General features: G+C 63.5%; 16 protein-coding genes. 10 read left to right on the top strand and 6 right to left on the bottom strand.

Translation table 11 applies throughout. The features are described from left to right. Positions 1-22 precede the first annotated feature (22 nt). Both ABH939_RS11475 and ABH939_RS11470 read left to right on the top strand, forming a co-directional pair. On the top strand, positions 23-1,696 hold the full coding sequence (locus ABH939_RS11475; protein WP_039973409.1) for an acyl-CoA synthetase: 1,674 nt from the start codon (positions 23-25) through the stop codon (positions 1,694-1,696). Beyond that, on the top strand, positions 1,696-2,811 hold the full coding sequence (locus tag ABH939_RS11470; protein ID WP_003945863.1) for a nitronate monooxygenase family protein: 1,116 nt from the start codon (positions 1,696-1,698) through the stop codon (positions 2,809-2,811). The genes ABH939_RS11475 and ABH939_RS11470 overlap by 1 nt, the downstream gene beginning before the upstream one ends. Positions 2,812-2,866: 55 nt before the next feature. Here the strand turns inward: ABH939_RS11470 and ABH939_RS11465 are convergent, their stop codons facing one another. From ABH939_RS11465 to ABH939_RS11440, 6 genes are all read right to left on the bottom strand, one after another. Next, on the bottom strand, positions 2,867-3,022 hold the full coding sequence (locus ABH939_RS11465; RefSeq protein WP_003945810.1) for a hypothetical protein: 156 nt from the start codon (positions 3,020-3,022) through the stop codon (positions 2,867-2,869). A gap of 67 nt (positions 3,023-3,089) precedes the next feature. Next, positions 3,090-3,827, bottom strand: coding sequence for a FadR/GntR family transcriptional regulator (locus ABH939_RS11460; protein ID WP_050655749.1), 738 nt, complete (start codon positions 3,825-3,827; stop codon positions 3,090-3,092). 60 nt (positions 3,828-3,887) lie between these two features. Next, entirely contained in the window at positions 3,888-4,706 is an 819-nt protein-coding gene (locus ABH939_RS11455; RefSeq protein ID WP_003945888.1) for an ABC transporter ATP-binding protein, read from the bottom strand. After that, the gene (locus tag ABH939_RS11450) at positions 4,703-6,781 is read right to left on the bottom strand and encodes a dipeptide/oligopeptide/nickel ABC transporter permease/ATP-binding protein (protein ID WP_219466672.1); all 2,079 of its coding nucleotides are present in this window, start codon (positions 6,779-6,781) and stop codon (positions 4,703-4,705) included. The genes ABH939_RS11455 and ABH939_RS11450 overlap by 4 nt, the downstream gene beginning before the upstream one ends. Next, the gene (locus ABH939_RS11445; protein ID WP_003945671.1) at positions 6,781-7,740 is read right to left on the bottom strand and encodes an ABC transporter permease; all 960 of its coding nucleotides are present in this window, start codon (positions 7,738-7,740) and stop codon (positions 6,781-6,783) included. Before ABH939_RS11445 ends, ABH939_RS11450 begins: the two co-directional genes overlap by 1 nt. Positions 7,741-7,783: 43 nt before the next feature. Continuing rightward, complete coding sequence (locus ABH939_RS11440; protein ID WP_217018383.1) at positions 7,784-9,409, bottom strand: ABC transporter substrate-binding protein; 1,626 nt, start codon at positions 9,407-9,409, stop codon at positions 7,784-7,786. Positions 9,410-9,683: 274 nt separating this feature from the next. Between ABH939_RS11440 and ABH939_RS11435 the strand changes: the two genes are divergently transcribed. Genes ABH939_RS11435 through ABH939_RS11400 form a run of 8 tightly spaced genes read left to right on the top strand, consistent with a single transcriptional unit; the run spans position 9,684 to position 17,270 of the window. Further along, complete coding sequence (locus ABH939_RS11435; RefSeq protein WP_217018384.1) at positions 9,684-10,742, top strand: Gfo/Idh/MocA family protein; 1,059 nt, start codon at positions 9,684-9,686, stop codon at positions 10,740-10,742. Continuing rightward, positions 10,739-11,734 (top strand): Gfo/Idh/MocA family protein, encoded by a 996-nt coding sequence (locus ABH939_RS11430; protein WP_065351957.1) that lies wholly within the window; start codon positions 10,739-10,741, stop codon positions 11,732-11,734. Before ABH939_RS11435 ends, ABH939_RS11430 begins: the two co-directional genes overlap by 4 nt. After that, complete coding sequence (locus ABH939_RS11425) at positions 11,731-12,789, top strand: Gfo/Idh/MocA family protein (protein WP_007734307.1); 1,059 nt, start codon at positions 11,731-11,733, stop codon at positions 12,787-12,789. The genes ABH939_RS11430 and ABH939_RS11425 overlap by 4 nt, the downstream gene beginning before the upstream one ends. Positions 12,790-12,835: 46 nt before the next feature. After that, positions 12,836-13,765, top strand: a complete 930-nt coding sequence (locus ABH939_RS11420) for a dihydrodipicolinate synthase family protein (RefSeq protein WP_007734313.1) — start codon at positions 12,836-12,838, stop codon at positions 13,763-13,765. Position 13,766: 1 nt separating this feature from the next. Continuing rightward, positions 13,767-14,696, top strand: a complete 930-nt coding sequence (locus tag ABH939_RS11415) for an ROK family protein (protein WP_058039191.1) — start codon at positions 13,767-13,769, stop codon at positions 14,694-14,696. Next, the gene (locus tag ABH939_RS11410; protein ID WP_047269588.1) at positions 14,693-15,400 is read left to right on the top strand and encodes an N-acetylmannosamine-6-phosphate 2-epimerase; all 708 of its coding nucleotides are present in this window, start codon (positions 14,693-14,695) and stop codon (positions 15,398-15,400) included. The genes ABH939_RS11415 and ABH939_RS11410 overlap by 4 nt, the downstream gene beginning before the upstream one ends. Continuing rightward, entirely contained in the window at positions 15,397-16,089 is a 693-nt protein-coding gene (locus ABH939_RS11405) for an SGNH/GDSL hydrolase family protein (RefSeq protein WP_404649635.1), read from the top strand. Before ABH939_RS11410 ends, ABH939_RS11405 begins: the two co-directional genes overlap by 4 nt. Further along, positions 16,086-17,270: an N-acetylglucosamine-6-phosphate deacetylase gene (locus tag ABH939_RS11400; RefSeq protein WP_404649634.1), complete on the top strand. Its 1,185-nt coding sequence runs from the start codon at positions 16,086-16,088 to the stop codon at positions 17,268-17,270. Before ABH939_RS11405 ends, ABH939_RS11400 begins: the two co-directional genes overlap by 4 nt. Positions 17,271-17,275 lie beyond the last annotated feature (5 nt).

Below are 17,275 nucleotides of genomic sequence, written 5' to 3'. Positions count from 1 at the left end.
TAACACGTTCTACTTTGAACTCGTGGCCCTTAACATCGCAGACTTCGTAGAGCACGCAATCGACCTCGTTCCGGACCGCGTTGCGCTGGTCTCGGACAACCGCGAGATGACTTATGCACAGTTGGAGGACCGAGCAAACCGCCTCGGTCACTACCTGCGTGAACATGGCGTTCAGCCGGGTGACAAGGTCGGCATCTACTGCCGGAACGTCATCGAGGCGATCGAGGCCATGGTCGCGGTTTTCAAGATCCGGGCCGTGATGGTCAACATCAATTACCGGTACGTCGAGAACGAGTTGCAGTACATCTTCGACAACTCCGACATGGTTGCGCTCATTCACGAGCGCCGCTACTCGGACAAGGTCGCGAACGTCCTGCCGAACACTCCCAAGGTCAAGTCCGTCATCGTGGTCGAGGACGGCACCGATCTGGACTTCAGTGCTTTCGGCATCGGCTACGAGGACGCACTCGCGCAGAGTTCGGGTGAGCGTGATTTCGAAGAGCGCAGCAACGACGACATCTTCATGCTCTACACCGGCGGCACCACCGGAAGTCCCAAGGGCGTCATGTGGCGTCACGAGGACTGGTGGCGTGTTCTCGGCGGAGGCATCAACTTCGTCACCGGAGTTCCGGTCGAGGACGAGTACGAGATGGCGAAGGTCGGCGCCGCCAACCCGAGCATGATCCGCTACCCGATCCCTCCGATGATTCACGGCGGTTCGCAGTCGGCGGTATTCCACAGCCTCTTCGGCGGCGGAACCTGTTTGATGCACCCGGAATTCGACGCCCACGAGGTGTGGCAGAACATCGACAAGCACAAGGTCAACCTGATCTTCATCACGGGTGACGCGATGGGCCGTCCGATGCTCGACGCACTCATCGCCGGAAACCCGGAGACCGGTGAGCCGTACGATCTTTCGACGCTCTACGTGATGGCCAGCAGTGCTGCACTCTTCTCGCCGAGTATCCAGGAGCAGTTCCTCGAACTGTTGCCCAACCGCCTGTTGACGGACTCCATCGGAGCATCCGAGACCGGCTTCGGTGGACTTGCCGTGCTGAGCAAGGGCCAGAAGCACACTGGCGGTCCGACGGTCAAGATCGACGCCTCCACAACGGTTCTCGACGACGACGGCAACGAGGTCGAACCCGGATCGGGCAAGCGCGGCATGCTCGCTCGCAAGGGCAACATCCCGCTCGGCTACTACAAGGACGAGGTCAAGACGGCCGAAACCTTCCGCACCATCAACGGCGTTCGCTACTCGATCCCCGGCGACTATGCGCAGGTCGAAGCCGACGGCACGGTCACGATGCTCGGCCGCGGTTCGGTGTCGATCAACAGCGGCGGCGAGAAGGTGTACCCGGAAGAGGTCGAGGGCGCTTTGAAGGCGCACCCGGACATCTTCGACGTGCTGGTGGTCGGTATCCCCGACGAGCGCTTCGGTCAGCGGGTTGCCGCAGTGGTCCAGGTACGCGAAGGCACGTCGCCGACGCTGCACGACATCGCCACCGCAGCACGCAAAGAGATTGCCGGATACAAGGTTCCGCGCAGCGTGTGGTTCGTGGACCAGATCAAGCGCAACCCGGCAGGCAAGCCCGACTACCGCTGGGCGAAGGCCGAAACGGAATCGCGCGAGGCCGATGATCACAACGGAAACGGCGCTCCTGTGGCGTCCGCAAACGAAAGCGTGGAAGCCTGATGCGTTCGGATCTCGCCGACAAGTTCGGCATCGAATACCCGATTTTCGGATTCACTCCTTCCGAGCACGTCGCGGCCGCGATCAGCCGCGCGGGAGGTCTGGGCGTGCTCGGTTGCGTCCGGTTCAACGACCCGGAAGAGCTCGAAGCCGCACTGACGTGGATGGACGAGAACACCGACGGTAAGCCGTACGGCGTCGACATCGTCATGCCGGCCAAGGTGCCGACCGAGGGCGGCGCCGTCGATCTCGACAAGCTGATTCCGGAGGAGCACCGCGCCTTCGTCAACCGCACGCTCGACGAGCTCGGTGTGCCGCCGCTTTCCGACGACGTCGAGCATGCGACCGGCGTACTGGGATGGCTTCACTCGGTGGCGCGGTCACACGTCGATGTTGCTCTGGGACACCGGATTGCGTTGATTGCGAATGCGCTGGGATCACCGCCGAAGGACGTCATCGATCAGGCGCACGAGAAGGGTGTACCGGTAGCAGCGCTGGCCGGCGCCGTCGAGCATGCGCGTCGTCACGTCGAGAACGGTGTCGACATCGTGATCGCGCAGGGCTACGAGGCAGGCGGTCACACCGGCGAAATTGCGTCGATGGTTCTCGTTCCGGAAATCGTTGATGCACTGGGTGATTCAGCTGCTGTGCTGGCTGCCGGCGGTATAGGCAGCGGCCGTCAGGTGGCTGCCGCACTTGCACTCGGTGCGTCCGGAGTGTGGATGGGCTCGTACTGGCTCACCACGTCCGAATACAAACTCGGCAGTGCATCGGGCGAGGGCCCGTCCGCTATTCAGCGTGCACTGTTGGGCGCGACGTCGGCCGACACCGTTCGTTCGCGCATCTACTCGGGTAAGCCCGCTCGGTTGCTCAAGACCAAGTGGACGGAAGCCTGGTCGAACCCGGGAGCACCGGCGCCCTTGCCGATGCCGCTGCAGAACCTTCTGGTCAGCGACGCTCATCAGAGAATCGCTGCATCGGAGAACCCGGAAGTTGTGGCAATGCCCGTCGGTCAGATCGTGGGACGGATGAACGAGATCCGCCCGGTCGCCGAGGTCATGGCAGAGCTGGTATCCGGGTTCGAGGACGCGCGAACCCGACTGGATTCGATGAAGTAGTAGATGACACGTGCGTGTGCCCTCGGCCGAGTTTCGGCCGAGGGCACACGTCGTTTCAGCCGGCGAGGTCGTCCGGTCCGACGGTGTCCGACAACCATTCTCCGCGGCTGAGGGCGCCGTCGTCGCGGCGGCGTGCGATCACGAAAATGACCAGGGCGGCAGCGAGGACAACTGCGAGAACGCGCGAAGGCGTCAGGTTCGGGTTCTTCATACCCGTAATTTTGCCGGAAGAACGGGCGCGATGGTGAGCCAGCGGAGCAAAATCACGTGTTTCGAAATTACTGCGCTTCGGACGCATGGAGACTGGCGATCCGCTCGCGCAGGCCACCGAAGTGCACATCGAGAGTGTGCGCCGCCTCGACTGCATCACCCGTACGGATCGCATCGAGAATCGCACGGTGCTTCGACGCGATGTCGATCAGTGGCGTATCCGAATGCCCGATGGCCTGCTGTATCTCGCTGTACACCTGCCAGAAGACGTCCATCAACTGACCGAGGACCTGGTTGTCGAGAGGGGAGTACAGGCGGGAGTGGAAGGTCGCATCGATGTCGGAGAAGTTCTTCCCGGCAGCGGCACGGACCTCCATGCCGGTGACGAGTTCGTCGAGGTCGGCGTGGTCGGCCGACGTCATCTCGGCCATCGCCGCACCGATCAGTCCGGTCTCGAGTGCCTGACGAATGTCGACCAGTTCCATCGCCTCGTGCCCGGTGCCCTGCAAGGACAACCGGCCACGGAAGGTCAGGCCGTCGGCGAGAGCGTCGAAGTTGCTAGGGGCGACGAACATTCCGAAGCCGTGACGGATCTCGACGACACCCAAGGCCTGCAGAACCTTGAGCGCCTCCCGGAGCGTGTTTCGGCCGATACCCAATTCCTCGGACAGTTCGGCCTCGGTGGGCATCGGGTCGCCGGGGGAGAGCCTGCGTTCGAGGATCAAGTTCATGATGTCCGTCTGAAGTGCGCGCATGCGGTTTTGCGCGCTGAAACGAGCGCCCTGTGTGCCACTCCGGACAGACATCGATTCCCCTTTTCTGATACGAACGTCCTTCATCCTATGTCCGGTCATCCGCTCCATTGGTCAACCCACGTCAACGGTGCGTTGCAGGAGGCTGGGCGCCGCACCCAGCAGTTTGGCCGTGTACGCATCGGACGGGCTGTCGAATACTTCCTGGGCCGTTCCCTGCTCGACGATCCGCCCGGCGTTCATGACGACGATGGTGTCGGAGACGTACCGCACCGTCTGTATGTCGTGCGAGATGAACACCATGCCGAGCCCCAACCGAGCCTTGATGTCGCTGAGCAGATTCAGGATCTGCGCTCGCACCGAGACGTCGAGCGCCGACGTCGGCTCGTCGGCCACGATGACGTCAGGTTCGAGCGCGAGTGCACGCGCGATCGCGACACGTTGCCGCTGACCGCCGGAGATCTGGCTCGGGATGACTTCGAGCGCAGATTGGGGGAGTCCGACCAAACCGACCAGCTCGCGAACTCGGGCGGTTCGGCTCGCGCGGTTGCCGATGCCGTGGACGTCGAGTGGATCGGTGAGGATGTCGGCCACCGTCATTCGGGGATTGAGCGCGGTAGCCGGATCCTGGAAGACGATCGAGATCGCTCGGCCGAACTCCTTGCGCACGCCGGCCGACCGGGTCAGAGCGCTTCGGCCGCGAAAGACCACGTCGCCCGACGTCGGCTTCTGCAGTCCGACCATGACTTTGGCCAGAGTGGACTTGCCACAACCCGACTCGCCCACGATGCCGATCGTCGTCCCTCGTCGTACGTCGATACTGACATCGTTGACCGCGTGAACCGTGCCCGGTTTGAACAGTGATCCCGAACGGGTCTTGTGGACGACGTGAATGTTCTTCAGTTCCAGGATGGGTGCTTCAGCTGTAGTCATCGCACGCTCTCCAATTCCGATTCTGTACGTACGGGAGTCGCGGACTGGCTGGCGAACCAATGCTCGGTCCCGTCGACCCGGACCATCTCCGGCTTGCGGAGGGGGTCGGAGTCCGGGCGAGTGGAACGCTCGGCGAAACGGTCACCCGGCGCGAAGTTTCCGGGCGAGGGAACAGTTCCCTGAATCTGATGCAGCCGCGGCGCTTCGTCCTCGATCGAGAGAACGGCCCCGAGAAGGCCCTGGGTGTATTCGTGGCGGGGATCGACGAGCAGATCACTCGTGGGCGCCGACTCGACGACCTGACCGGCGTACATCACCGTGATCTTGTGAGCGAGTGAAGCAACGAGTGCAAGATCGTGGCTCACGAAAACCATGGCAAACCCCAGCTTTTCCCGAAGGTCGTTGAGCAAGTCCACGACCTGGGCCTGGACGGTGACGTCGAGAGCGGTGGTGGGCTCGTCCGCGACGATCAACCGCGGACTGCGGGTGAGCGACATGGCGATCAGAACGCGCTGACGCTGACCACCGGAAAGCTCGTGTGGGTAGCTGGAGAGAGTGCGCACCGGATCGAGTCCGACGAGTTCGAGCAGTTCCTCGGCTGTGCGGGTACCGCCGCGCTTCGTTAGCTGCTTGAACTGCGCGCGGATCAGCATCGCCGGATTCAGTGAACTCAGCGCATCCTGGTAGATCATGGCCATGTCGTGCCCGCGCAGCTTGTTTCGCTCCCGGTTGTTCAGCTCGAGGACGTTGACTCCGTCGAACAGGATCTCGCCGGTCACCACTGCCGTCTTGGGTAGCAGACCCATGATCGCCAGCGAGGTGAGCGACTTTCCGCAACCGGACTCGCCGACGAGTGCCATCGTCTCGTTCGGGCGGACGGTGAAGCTCACGTTGTCGACAATCGCCGTGTCTCCGTAGCGTTCCGGGAACCGGATCGTGAGATTGCGGACCTCGAGGAGTGGCGCGGCATCGCCCTCGTACACAAGACGATCGGAGCGGGACCGCTCGGTTTCCGCCAGGATCTTCAGGTGCGTTTCGAGAGGAGTCGGCTCGGCGGCCGGCTCGAGAACATCTTTCACGACGCTCGGATCGGCGAAGTCGTCTATCAACTCCGGAGTGTCGGTGACCGATGCGGCTTCGTCCTCCAGAATGAGCTCGTTGGAGGTCTCCTCCGCTGCAGCGGTCTGCGCTGCTTGGAGCGCGGAGGGCGTCTTCTTGGTCTTCTTCAGACTCGGATCGGCCATCGCGTCCGTCAGGCCCTCGGCGAGCACGTTGAGGGAGAGCACCGTCAGCAGAATGAGCAGGCCGGGGAACACCGTTGCCCACCAACCACCGAGGAGGACCATGTTCTTGCCGTCCGCGATCACCGATCCCCACGACGGGTCCGGGGGACGCACACCGGCGCCGATGAACGACAGGCTGGCTTCCAGCACGATGGCGTCGGCGACCATGACAGTGCAGAAGACGAGAACGGGCGCAGCACAGTTGGCTACGACGTGCTTGACGACGATGTGTGAAGTTCTTGCGCCGATGACCTTTTCGGCCGCGACGTAGTCCTCGCCGTACTGAGCGAGAACGTTTGCGCGAACGACGCGAGCCACCATCGGTGTGTAGAGGAACGCGATAGTGACGATCAGAACCGGGATCGAACCACCGAAGGCCGCGACGAGTACGGCAGCGAGCGCAATGCCCGGGAACGCCATGACCACGTCGAGCACACGCATGATGGTCTCGTCGACGCCTTTTCGGCTCGTTGCGGCCACCGATCCGATGAGAGCGCCGGCGCACAGTGCGAGGAAGGTGGAACCGAGACCGATGGTCAGCGACCAGCGTCCGCCGTAGAGCAAGCGGCTGAACAGATCTCGACCGAGACTGTCCTGACCGAACCAGTGCTCGGCGCTGGGGCCCGCGGTACCCACCGCCTGTTCGAGCGGGGTGTACTGCGTGATCAGCGGCGCGAAGAGGCAGGCGAGCACGATGATCGCGAGAACCGCCATCGACAGCCAGGCCGAGAGGGGGAAGCGAGAAAAGGTGATGCCGGGTCGCGAAAGCTTCTCGGTGAGTTTTCTTCTCATCATGCTGCGCTCCGAAGTCGTGGATTGACGAGCAGGTAGAGGATGTCGACGGCGAGGTTGACGACGACGAAGCCGACCGCGATGACGATGACAACACCCTGAACGACTGCGGGGTCACCGTTGGTGACGCCGTTGATCATGAGCTGACCCATGCCGGGCAGGCCGAAGATCTGCTCGATGACCACAGCGCCACCGAGGAGATAACCGACTCGTAGACCCAGGACGGTGAGCGGGTTGATCAGTGCGTTACGCAACACATTCCGTCCGATCACCACGTGATAGGGCAGGCCGCTGCCGATCGCGGTCCGGACGTAGTCTTTGTCCAACTCCTCGACCATCGACGTGCGGATGATGCGCGTGAGTTGTGCTGCGACGGGCAGTGACAGGGACAGTGCCGGGAGCGCCATGTACCAGAGCCAGTCGCTGACGGAGTCGCTCGGATTGACGTAGCCACCGGTGGGGAACCATCCGAGTTGAACAGCCAGATACTGAATCATCAGCAGTGCCAACCAGAATGACGGTGCCGCCACACCACCGAGGGAGATCACTCGGATGACCTGATCCGGCCAACGATCGCGGAACAGTGCGCTGGTGACGCCGAAGATCAGCGAGAGCACGATGGCGATCACCAGACCGAGAACCGTGAGCTGAATGGTCAGTGGCAGAGCGGTGGAGATCGAATCCAACACCGGGGTACCGGAAATCAGACTGTCACCCATGTTGCCGCTGACCAGATCGGTCACGAAGTGAACGTATTGCAGCGGAAGCGGATCGAGCAGTCCGTTCTCTTCCTTGAACTGCTGCAACTGTTCCGCAGTCGGGTTGCCACCGTTGAACGCCGCGGTTGCGGGATCGGTGGGCGCGAACTGCATCACGATGAAGACGAACGCGATGATGCCGAGGATCAGGGGGATCAGTATCAGTAATCGCCTGATCAGCATGGGGAGGACTCTTGCCATCGGGGGATCTCTCAGTTGTGGGAAACGGCCGAGCGGGCGGGTATCAGGCCGGCTTCGCCTGAAGCAGGTTGACGCCGGGGTACGGCAGCGGAGTGACGTCGGCGATCTTCTTCGGATCCCACGCAGTCAGGAGTTCCTGATGGAGAACCGGGTAGTAGACAGCATTTTCGGCGATCTGGTTCAGGTACGACTGCACGAGGGTGCTGCGCTTTGCCGGGTCGGTCTCGCGGGTGGCTTCGTCCATGGTGGCGTAGATCTTCTGCGCTTCGGGGGTGTCGTCCCACTTGGCGTAGGTCTTCGTCCACAAGCCGCCCTTGCTGTACGTGTAGCGGACGAGAAGGTCGACGTCGCTGCCGAATGCCTGCGGGTTGGACGTACCGGCGGCGATCTGGAACTTCTGGCCGCTGTTGAGCTTGCTCACCATGGCGCTGGTGTCCTGCGGTTCGAGCGTCGTGTTGAATCCGACTGCGTCCCAAGACTCTTTGATGGTCGGCAAGCAGTCGGCCAGCCAGCTGACGTTGGTGGAGAGCAGTGTCAGGTCGAGGCCACTGACGCCGGCGGCAGCGAGGAGTGAGCGGGCCTTGTCCGGATCGTACGAGTAGACGGTGGACGCTCGCGCGTAGTCGGGGTTGCGCTCGTACAGGTAGCTCGTGGCCGGTGCTGCCTTGCCGCCGAGGGCGATCTCGATCATCTTCGGGGTGTTGATCGCGTAGAACATCGCCTGGCGAACACGAACGTCGTCGAACGGTGCCTGAGTGGTGTCGAAGAGCAGGTACATGAGGTTCATGCCCGGGTTGCCCTCGACGGTGCGCCCACCGGAGGTCAGAGTGGGGACGTTGGCGACGGGGATGTTGTCGGCGAGTTGTGCACCGGCATTGTTGCCCGAGACGCGCGCGATGCGTGAGGAGGTGTCGACGATGGAGAGCCAGTTCATGGTCGCGAAGTTGGCCGGACGCGGCCCGTTGTACGCCTCGAAGGCCTCGAAAGCTGTGTTGCTCTTGGGGGTGTGGCTCTTGAGCTTGTACGGACCGGAACCGACGACCAGCGCTCCGGACTTGGCCTCGTCCCAGTGGCCGTCGAAGACGTGCTTGGGCATGATCTTGGCGATCGAGAGACGCTGTGCGGCAGCGCTGAACGGGTAGTTGAAGTTCAGGGTCACCGTTTGGTCGTCGACCTTGGTGACGGACTGCAGCCAGGAGGAGAAGAAGGAGCGGATCAGTACGTTCTGCTGTGGATCGAGGATGCGATCGAAGGTGAAGACGACGTCGTCCGAGGTGACCGGAGTGCCGTCGTGCCAGGTTGCTCCCTCGCGGATTTTCATGGTCCAGTTCGAGGCAGTGGCGTCGGTCGGGACGGCCTGTGCGAGCGCCGCATACGTCTCACCGGTGCCTGGATCGTTTTCGAGCAGTCCCTCGTAGACGTGGTTGACCGCTGCCATGAGGAAACCGGATGCAGTCTGCATCGGGTCGAAGCTCTGGTCGTTGCCGTATCCGATGGCGGTGGTCAGATCGCCGGTGCTCGCAGAACCGCCGACAACCGAGGTCGACGACGGCCCGCCGCCACAGGCCGCGAGAGTCGCGGTGATACCTGCTGCAGCTCCCAGTAGCCCGGTGTACCGGAACAGGTCTCGGCGGGTGAACGCGGAGCTCAGCGGTCGTTCGTTCTTCAAGGCGGCCTCCAAGGCGGGGAGCGGGACATCAAGGGAGTGGATAGGGGATGTCCTATGTTCGACGTCCGATGTTGCGTAACTTACATTGTGGATCAGAAAGCGTCTAGAGAATCTTCGGAACTGGCGGCGCCGAACTTCGACGTTTCGCCGGTTTCGAGCCAAAAATAGTGCGCTCACCTGCATAGATGAAGACTGTGTTACCGGCGTCGAATTGACGAGCGATGACGCTGGCCGTATAACATAGGACATCCCTCATCCAATCTTTGGAGACTTCATGACCCGATACAAAGTCGGTGTGGTCGGTTGCGGATTCTTCGGTAGTTCCCTCGCTCGCGAGCTGGCTGCCCATCCACGTTTCGAACTGACGATGCTGTGCGACCGTGACTTCGAGCGGGCCAAGGACGTCGCCGCAGAGTTCTCGGCAACCCCGACAGACGATCACGACGCGGTGGCCGCTCACCCGGAGTTGGCCCTCGTTGTCGTCGCGACGCCCAATCACGCGCACGCCGAACCTGCCATCGCGGCGCTCGAACACGGCAAGGCAGTTTTTGTCGAGAAGCCACTCGCCGTCGAACTGGTCGATGCGCAGAACATGATCGCGAGCGCTGACGCGAGCGGTTCGCCGTTGATGGTCGGGCACATCATGCGGATGATGCCGGGTGTACGACGTCTGGCGGACCTGCTGGCGTCGGGGGAGCTCGGCGAGGTCGCTGCGATCGAAACGTCTCGCTCACGCTGGATCGACACCGACGGCGCAGATCCACAGTGGTGGAAGCTCGACAAGAGCCGAACGGGTGGAGAACTGACTCACGAGATTCACGAACTGGACCTGATGTGCTGGCTCGGCGGCGAGGTGACTGCCGTGTCGAGCATCGCCACCGCGGACGACGGCTTCCGCAACACAGTGGTGTCGTTCGCCGGCGGCGCGATCGGCAGACACACCATCTCGACGCGTTCACACACTTCGTCGTGGCAGCTGACCGTCGATGCCACCGAAGGTTCGGTCCACGCGGACTTCCACACCGGCCGGGTCAGCCGAGTGCGCGGGGGACAGGTCGTAGAGTCGTGGCCGATCTTCGACGTCGACGCCGAGAACCAATCGTTGATCGACGCTGCGAGCAGGACGCAGAAGTACAACTCGGGCAACGGAGGATCCTCGCTGTGGATGCAGGCTGCGATTCGTCACGAAATCGACGAGATGGCAGCAGTTCTCGACGGCAAGGCTGATCCCGACTCGCCGTTGACGTACGCACGTGAACGCGCACTCGTCGTCGCCGAACAGGTGCGACTCGGTGGCGGCGAACCGGCAGTGCTCTCGGGAAGTGCCAAGTGACGGTGCGTGTAGCCGTCATCGGTAGCGGCGGAATCGCGCGGGACCACGTCAGCGCCTTGGCGCGCATCCCGTCGGTCGAAGTCGCCTACGTATTCGGCAGTGACTTGGACCGGGCCGCATCGGTTGCGGCGTTGGCGCCGGGCGCGAAGGCCAGTACCGATCTGGCGAAGATTCTCGCCGACCCGAGCGTGCAGGCGGTCAACGTCGTCGGGGCCACTCCCGACCACGCACCCGTGACGATAGCCGCGGGCCGCGCGGGAAAGCATGTGCACGTGGAGAAGCCGGCCGCGCTGACAGTCGCGGACTTCGACGCCATGGTCGAGGCCACCGAAGGTGGCGGCACCTCACTGATGGTCGGACAGACCGTACGATTCCAGCCGTCGATCACCTCGATCGGAAACTCGGTTGCACAAGGTGCCATCGGCGACCCCCGGTTGATCCATCTCAGTTGGTACACCGGCCATGTCTGGCCAGGGGGCTGGCGAGGCTGGCAACACGACAAGGAACGTTCGGGTGGTCACCCCGTTCACAACGGAACCCACGCACTCGATCTGGTGACGTGGCTGATCGGTCGTCGTCCGACCCGTGTGTTCGCTCGTAGTTTCCCCACCTTCGCGGCGGGGATGCCCGTGCACGACAGCTTCCATCTGACCGTTCGCTTCGAGGACGGATCGCTGGCTCTGATCGAATTGGCCTACGCGCTACCACAATCGGGAAAGATGGTGCGTCGGATCGTGGTGTCGGGGACTTCCGGCACGCTCGCGCACGACACCGGCGACGACCCGGGACTGATGACGGACACGACCAACGCGCCGCCGTCGTCGATCGAGGACGCGATGTCGCATCAGATGCGTCACTGGATCGCCACTCTCGACGGTTCCGCGAGCCCGATAGTCGAGAACTGGCAGGTGCGTGCAGCTCTCGCGACTGCCATCGCTGCCCAGCAATCGCTCGACACCGGCCGCGCTGTCTCGATCGGAGAAAACCAATGACCGGCACCGGTTCGATCCGCGTCGGATTTGTCAGCGGCGTCAGGCATGCCGGCTCCTATGCGGACCTGTTGCGATCCGATCCTCGAGTGAGCCTGGTCGGGGCCTCCGACGAATCCTCGGTCCCCGATTGGATTCGTGAGGACGGGATCGCGATGGCAAAGGCCGCAGACATCGAGTGGATCGACGAACTCGGCGAGTTGCTCGACCCCGAACGGATTGACCTGGCGATCATCTGCAGTGAGCCGACCAGGCATGCGCGGCTTGCGATTGCCGCATTGAACGCCGGACTCGACGTCCTGGTGGACAAGCCGGTGGGCGTCGACGAGGCGGAGGCCGCGGCGGTTCAGCAAGCCGCACGGTCGAACGGGCGAATCTGCACGGTGGTGAACCGCACTCATTCACCTGCGCTCCGGCGACTGCGCCGATGGATCGACGCCGGAAATCTCGGACTGCCGCGCCACGTCGACATCGAGTTCCTCGCAAGCGGAACACATTTCGCGACGTCTGTCGAGCGTCCCGAACTGGTGGTGGATCCCGCGCTTTCCGGCGGGGGAGAAGTAGTGAACTTCGCCGGTTACGCCGCCGACTACCTCCGATACCTCACCGGCCTGGACGTCACCGAGGTGTACGCCGAGACGAGCACACTCTACGGCGGGGCCCACCAGCAGTTCGGAGTCGAAGACACGGCGTTGATCTCGCTCGCCCTGGAAAACGGCGTCACCGCGACGGTGACCGTCGGAAGAATCCCCGCAGCACCGGGTTTCGGCGCGAATACCGCGACGGTTCGCGTCCTCGGATCCCACGGATACGCGAGTTCCGACGACGACAAACCCGCGGTGACCCACTTCGCGGCCTCGGGAGACGTGACTGCACTACCCATCGGCGGCTTCGGTTCGGACAACGCGGTGTCGAGCTTTCTCTCTCACGTGCTCGATCGACTTCCCACACGGACCGAACCCGACTACACCGTGGCAGACGCCCGCGCGTCGATGCGCGTGATCGATGCTGCCTATCTGTCCGCCTCGAGCGGTCAGCCGGTCTCCGTTTCTCCCTGACAGCCGCACCCACAACTCAATCCGACAACCAACATATGGAGACCCCATGAGCACGGAAACCACCACCTTCAGCGGAATCGTCCCGCCGATCGTCACACCACTGACGCTCGAGGGCGAGGTCGACACCACGTCGCTCGAACGCCTGCTCTCACTGCAGATCGAAGCCGGAGTCGACGGCTTGTTCGTCCTCGGTTCCTCGGGTGAGGTCGGTTACCTCACCGACGCTCAGCGCGCCCAGGTGGTGCAGACGGCCATCGGTCACGTCGGCGGCCAGGTACCGGTCCTCGTCGGAGTGAACGACATGACCACCAACCGGGTCATCGCCGTCGCCGAGCAGGCGCGCGAGGCTGGTGCGGATGCCATCGTCGCGACGGCGCCGTTCTACGCGATCACCGATGCAGCCGAGACGGCAACGCATTTCCGCTCCATCCACGCCGCAGTGGATCTTCCGTTGTTCGCCTACGACGTCCCGGTTCGTGTCCACAGCAAGCTCAGCCCGGCAATGCTGGTCGAGCTCGGTCGCGAGGGAGTCATCGCCGGCGTGAAGGATTCGAGCGGCGACGACGTCAGTTTCCGTATGTTGCTCCGTCAGTCGGCCGGGCTCGAAAACTTCGCCGTCTTCACCGGGCACGAGGTAGTCGTCGACGGATGCCTGCTGATGGGTGCTTCGGGCGCAGTGCCCGGCCTGGCCAACGTGGACCCGCACGGCTACGTACGACTGTGGCGCGCTGCGCAGGCAGGAGACTGGGCCGCAGCGAAGGCCGAGCAGGATCGACTCACCGATCTGTTCTCCATCGTCGAGGCGCCGACACCGGGTCGCGTCAGTGCCGGTGCCGCGGGTCTGGGCGCGTTCAAGACGGCTCTGGCCCTGCGCGGCGTCATCACCGGCAACACGATGTGCGCGCCGATGCTCTCGCTCGACGAGTCCGAGACCGCAACGATCAAGGTCGTTCTGGAACAGGCCGGGCTCCTCTGACATGACATCTGGGCAGAAGCGATGGATCGGTATCGACATCGGCGGCACCAAAGTGGCTGCCGCGGTGGTGACGTCCGACGGAGACGTGATCGACACCGTTCGTGCGGCAACACCGACGGCGGGTAGGGAAGCCGTTCTCGGGACCGCTACCGCGTTGATCGACCGTCTGAGGGCGAATCACACGGTAGCCGGAATCGGAGTCGGTGCACCGGGAATCATCGATCGGGTGCGTGGCCGCGTCGTGTTCGCCTCCGACATTCTGTCCGGATGGAGTGGCGCCGAGGTTCGCGGAGAACTCGAGGCACACTCAGGCCTACCGGTGACGGTGGACAACGACGTGCGCGCGATGGCCCACGGCGAGAACATGATCGGCGCCGGACGCGGTCGAACCTCTGCACTGTTCGTCTCGATCGGTACCGGAATCGGTGGCGCGTTGACCGTGGGCGGTCAGCTGTACCACGGTGCCCACGGAACAGCCGGCGAACTCGCGCATCTGTTGGTTCCGGTTTCCGGGGCGATAGGTTGCGGTTGCGGCAGAACCGATCACCTCGAGGCAGTCGCGTCTGGCCCGGCGATGGCAGCCGAGTACGCAGCGCGGGCGGGTGTGCCCACTCAACCGTTACAGGCAGTGGTGGCGCTCATGCACTCGGGCGATCCGATCGCCCGTGCCGTGGTCTCCGACGCCGGTACTCTGCTGGGCCGCGTCCTGGCCGGCGTCGCCACCGCATTCGATCCCGAGGTGATCGTCATCGGCGGCGGTGCAGCCCAGATCGGAGCCGACCTCCTGTCTCCGCTGACCTCCGCTTTCCGGGTGGAAGCGATGGGCCCCATTGCCGAAACTGCCATTCTTCCTGCCCGTTTGGGCACCGATGCGCCGCTCGTCGGCGCTGCGCTACTGGCCGCCGCAACACGAATCGAGGTAACACCGTGACTGTCGAAGAATTGCTCACGATCATCAGCGGGAAGCTGATCGTGTCCTGTCAGGCCGGACACGGCCATGCCCTGCGCGACACCGGGACCATCGAGAGGATGGCCCGCGCCGCGGTCGACGGCGGAGCAGTGGCGATCCGCTGCGGCGGTGTGGGCGGAACTCCGGATGTCGCCGCAGTCGTGTCGGCAGTGAAGGTACCGGTGATCGGTTTGACGAAGATCGGCTCGGAGGGCGTGTTCATCACGCCGACAAGGGAATCAGCCCTCGAAGTCGTGGATTCGGGTGCGCAGATCGTGGCTGCCGACGCCACGCTGCGGCCTCGTCCGGACGGGCTGACCTTTGCCGACACCGTCGACGCGGTCCATGATCGCGGCGGCCTCGTCATGGCCGACTGTGGAACACTCGAGGACGGCATCGCTGCCGCCGCGGCGGGCGCCGACGTCATCTCCAGCACACTGGCGGGATATACCGAGAACAGCCGACGGCTGGCCGGCCCGGACCTGGAGCTGATCTCGGAACTGCGGCAGGCACTTCCAGATGCAGTCCTCATCGCCGAGGGGCGGTACCACAGCCCGGAGGATGCGGCACGCGCCATCGCCCTGGGTGCAGACTCGGTGGTTGTCGGAACCGCAATCACGGATCCGGCGTTCATCACGTCGAAATTTGCAGCCGCAGTATCGGGCGCCGGAAGGCAGAGGGTGTGACCCCGACGTCGAAGGCTTTGAAGTCCAGGACTGCTGAACGGATTCGACTGGAGACTTTGCTCGTAGACTCCTCGACGCCGATACGGTGGGTCTTCACCGGCGACAGCATCACTCAGGGATTGACGCACACCGACGGTCATCGAAGTTACGTCGAACACTGCGCCGAGCGCATCCGTGGTGAGCTTTCCTTGTTCAACCACGTCCTTGTCAACACCGGGGTGAGCGGCAATCGATCCTCCGATGTGCGTGCGGGTTTCGCACACCGCATCGAGGTGTTCGAACCCTCGGTGGTGTTGATCATGCTCGGTACGAATGACGCATTGGATGGCGAAGAAGGACTGGAGCGGTTTCGAGACGACCTCTTGGACAAGATCTTCCGGACACGAGCGATCGGTGCGGTGCCGATCCTGCAGACGCCGCCACCGATCGACGTCGAGAATGCGCCCACCAGAGCGGGATTGGTTCAGTACGTCGAGGTCGTGCGGCAGGTTGCCGCCTCGACGCGCGTGGTGTTCGTCGACCACTACGCGCAGTGGACGGCCCATTCTCCCGAGGGCCCACCGCCGGCTCTCCTGGCTGACGCATTCCATCCGAACGAACAAGGGCACTACGTGCTCGCGGACGCCGTGCTCCGTGAGTTGTCGATCGCGGATACCGAAGTTCCCGTTGTACCGCAGGTGATGTCGTGATACATCGTGGACAAATTCTTCGTGGACAACTGGTGACCGGTGGGCAACTGCTTCCGGACGGGGTCGTCGAGATCTCCGGTGATCGTGTGGTGTGGGCCGGGCCCGCGTCGCAGCGAACCGACCCGTTACCCGAACGGGCAGCTGCGGGGACAACGATCATCCCGGGGTTGGTGGACGTTCACTGCCACGGCGCCGGCGGATTCGGTTTCCCCGAGGCAGACGAGTTCGGATCCACCGTGGCTGCCGATCACCACCGGACGAACGGCACGACCTCGGTGATCGGCTCGCTCGTCTCTGCGCCGCCGCAGATCCTGCGCAGTCGCATCGAGCTCCTGGCTGGACTGGTGGACGAGGGCACGCTGGCCGGAATTCACCTGGAAGGTCCATTCCTGTCGGTACTCCGTTGTGGCGCCCAGGATCCCGACAGCATTCTCGACGGCGACCCGGCTCTGCTCGAGTCGCTGCTCGAAGCCGGCCGCGGGCACATCCGCTCGATGACGATCGCTCCGGAGACAGCACACTTCGGCGAACTTGCCTCATTGCTGGAGCGTCACCGGGCCGTCGTGAGTATCGGACACACCGATGCGTCCAACCCGATTGCGACACGTTCGATCGCACACTCGGCGCATGCACCGCTCAGTGCCACTCACCTGTTCAACGGTATGGCTCCGATGCATCATCGCGCTCCCGGCGCAGTGGCGGCGTGTCTTGCCGCGGCCGCGAAAGGACAGATGGTGGTCGAGTTGATCGGGGACGGAGTACATCTCGCCGACGAGACGGTGGCGACGGTGTTCGATCTGGTCGGTCCGCATCAGATCGCGTTGGTCTCCGACGCGATGGCTGCGGCGGGAATGCCCGACGGGCGCTACCCACTCGGACCTCTCGACGTCGACGTGGTCGGTGGCGTGGCGCGGCTGGCCGGCCAGGGGGACACGGCCATTGCCGGCGGGACGAGTCGGTTGATGGACATAGTCCGCCGGGCTGTCAATCACGCCGGCGTCGATCTGCTTTCGGCTGTCATCGCAGCGACGGCAACGCCTGCTTCGCTGATGGGGCTGGCCGGAATGGTCGGCGATCTCGTGCCGGGTTGCCGCGCCGATCTGATCGTCACCGGTCCAGAACTCGAAACCCGCGCCGTCATGGCCGCTGGGAACTGGCTCATGAACTACACCGAAAGCTGAGGAAT

Origin of the sequence: Rhodococcus sp. 27YEA6 (assembly GCF_044908235.1) — a bacterium.
GTDB classification, from domain to species: domain Bacteria; phylum Actinomycetota; class Actinomycetes; order Mycobacteriales; family Mycobacteriaceae; genus Rhodococcus_F; species Rhodococcus_F qingshengii.
This window is presented reverse-complemented; position numbering and strand designations above follow the sequence as displayed.

Excerpts from the sequence above, each read along its gene's own strand:
- ABH939_RS11470 (WP_003945863.1), top strand. The coding sequence starts at position 1,696 with ATGCGTTCGGATCTCGCCGACAAGTTCGGCATCGAATACCCGATTTTC.
- ABH939_RS11465 (WP_003945810.1), bottom strand. The coding sequence starts at position 3,022 with ATGAAGAACCCGAACCTGACGCCTTCGCGCGTTCTCGCAGTTGTCCTC.
- ABH939_RS11460 (WP_050655749.1), bottom strand. The coding sequence starts at position 3,827 with ATGTCTGTCCGGAGTGGCACACAGGGCGCTCGTTTCAGCGCGCAAAAC.
- ABH939_RS11455 (WP_003945888.1), bottom strand. The coding sequence starts at position 4,706 with ATGACTACAGCTGAAGCACCCATCCTGGAACTGAAGAACATTCACGTC.
- ABH939_RS11450 (WP_219466672.1), bottom strand. The coding sequence starts at position 6,781 with ATGAGAAGAAAACTCACCGAGAAGCTTTCGCGACCCGGCATCACCTTT.
- ABH939_RS11445 (WP_003945671.1), bottom strand. The coding sequence starts at position 7,740 with ATGGCAAGAGTCCTCCCCATGCTGATCAGGCGATTACTGATACTGATC.
- ABH939_RS11435 (WP_217018384.1), top strand. The coding sequence starts at position 9,684 with ATGACCCGATACAAAGTCGGTGTGGTCGGTTGCGGATTCTTCGGTAGT.
- ABH939_RS11425 (WP_007734307.1), top strand. The coding sequence starts at position 11,731 with ATGACCGGCACCGGTTCGATCCGCGTCGGATTTGTCAGCGGCGTCAGG.
- ABH939_RS11420 (WP_007734313.1), top strand. The coding sequence starts at position 12,836 with ATGAGCACGGAAACCACCACCTTCAGCGGAATCGTCCCGCCGATCGTC.
- ABH939_RS11415 (WP_058039191.1), top strand. The coding sequence starts at position 13,767 with ATGACATCTGGGCAGAAGCGATGGATCGGTATCGACATCGGCGGCACC.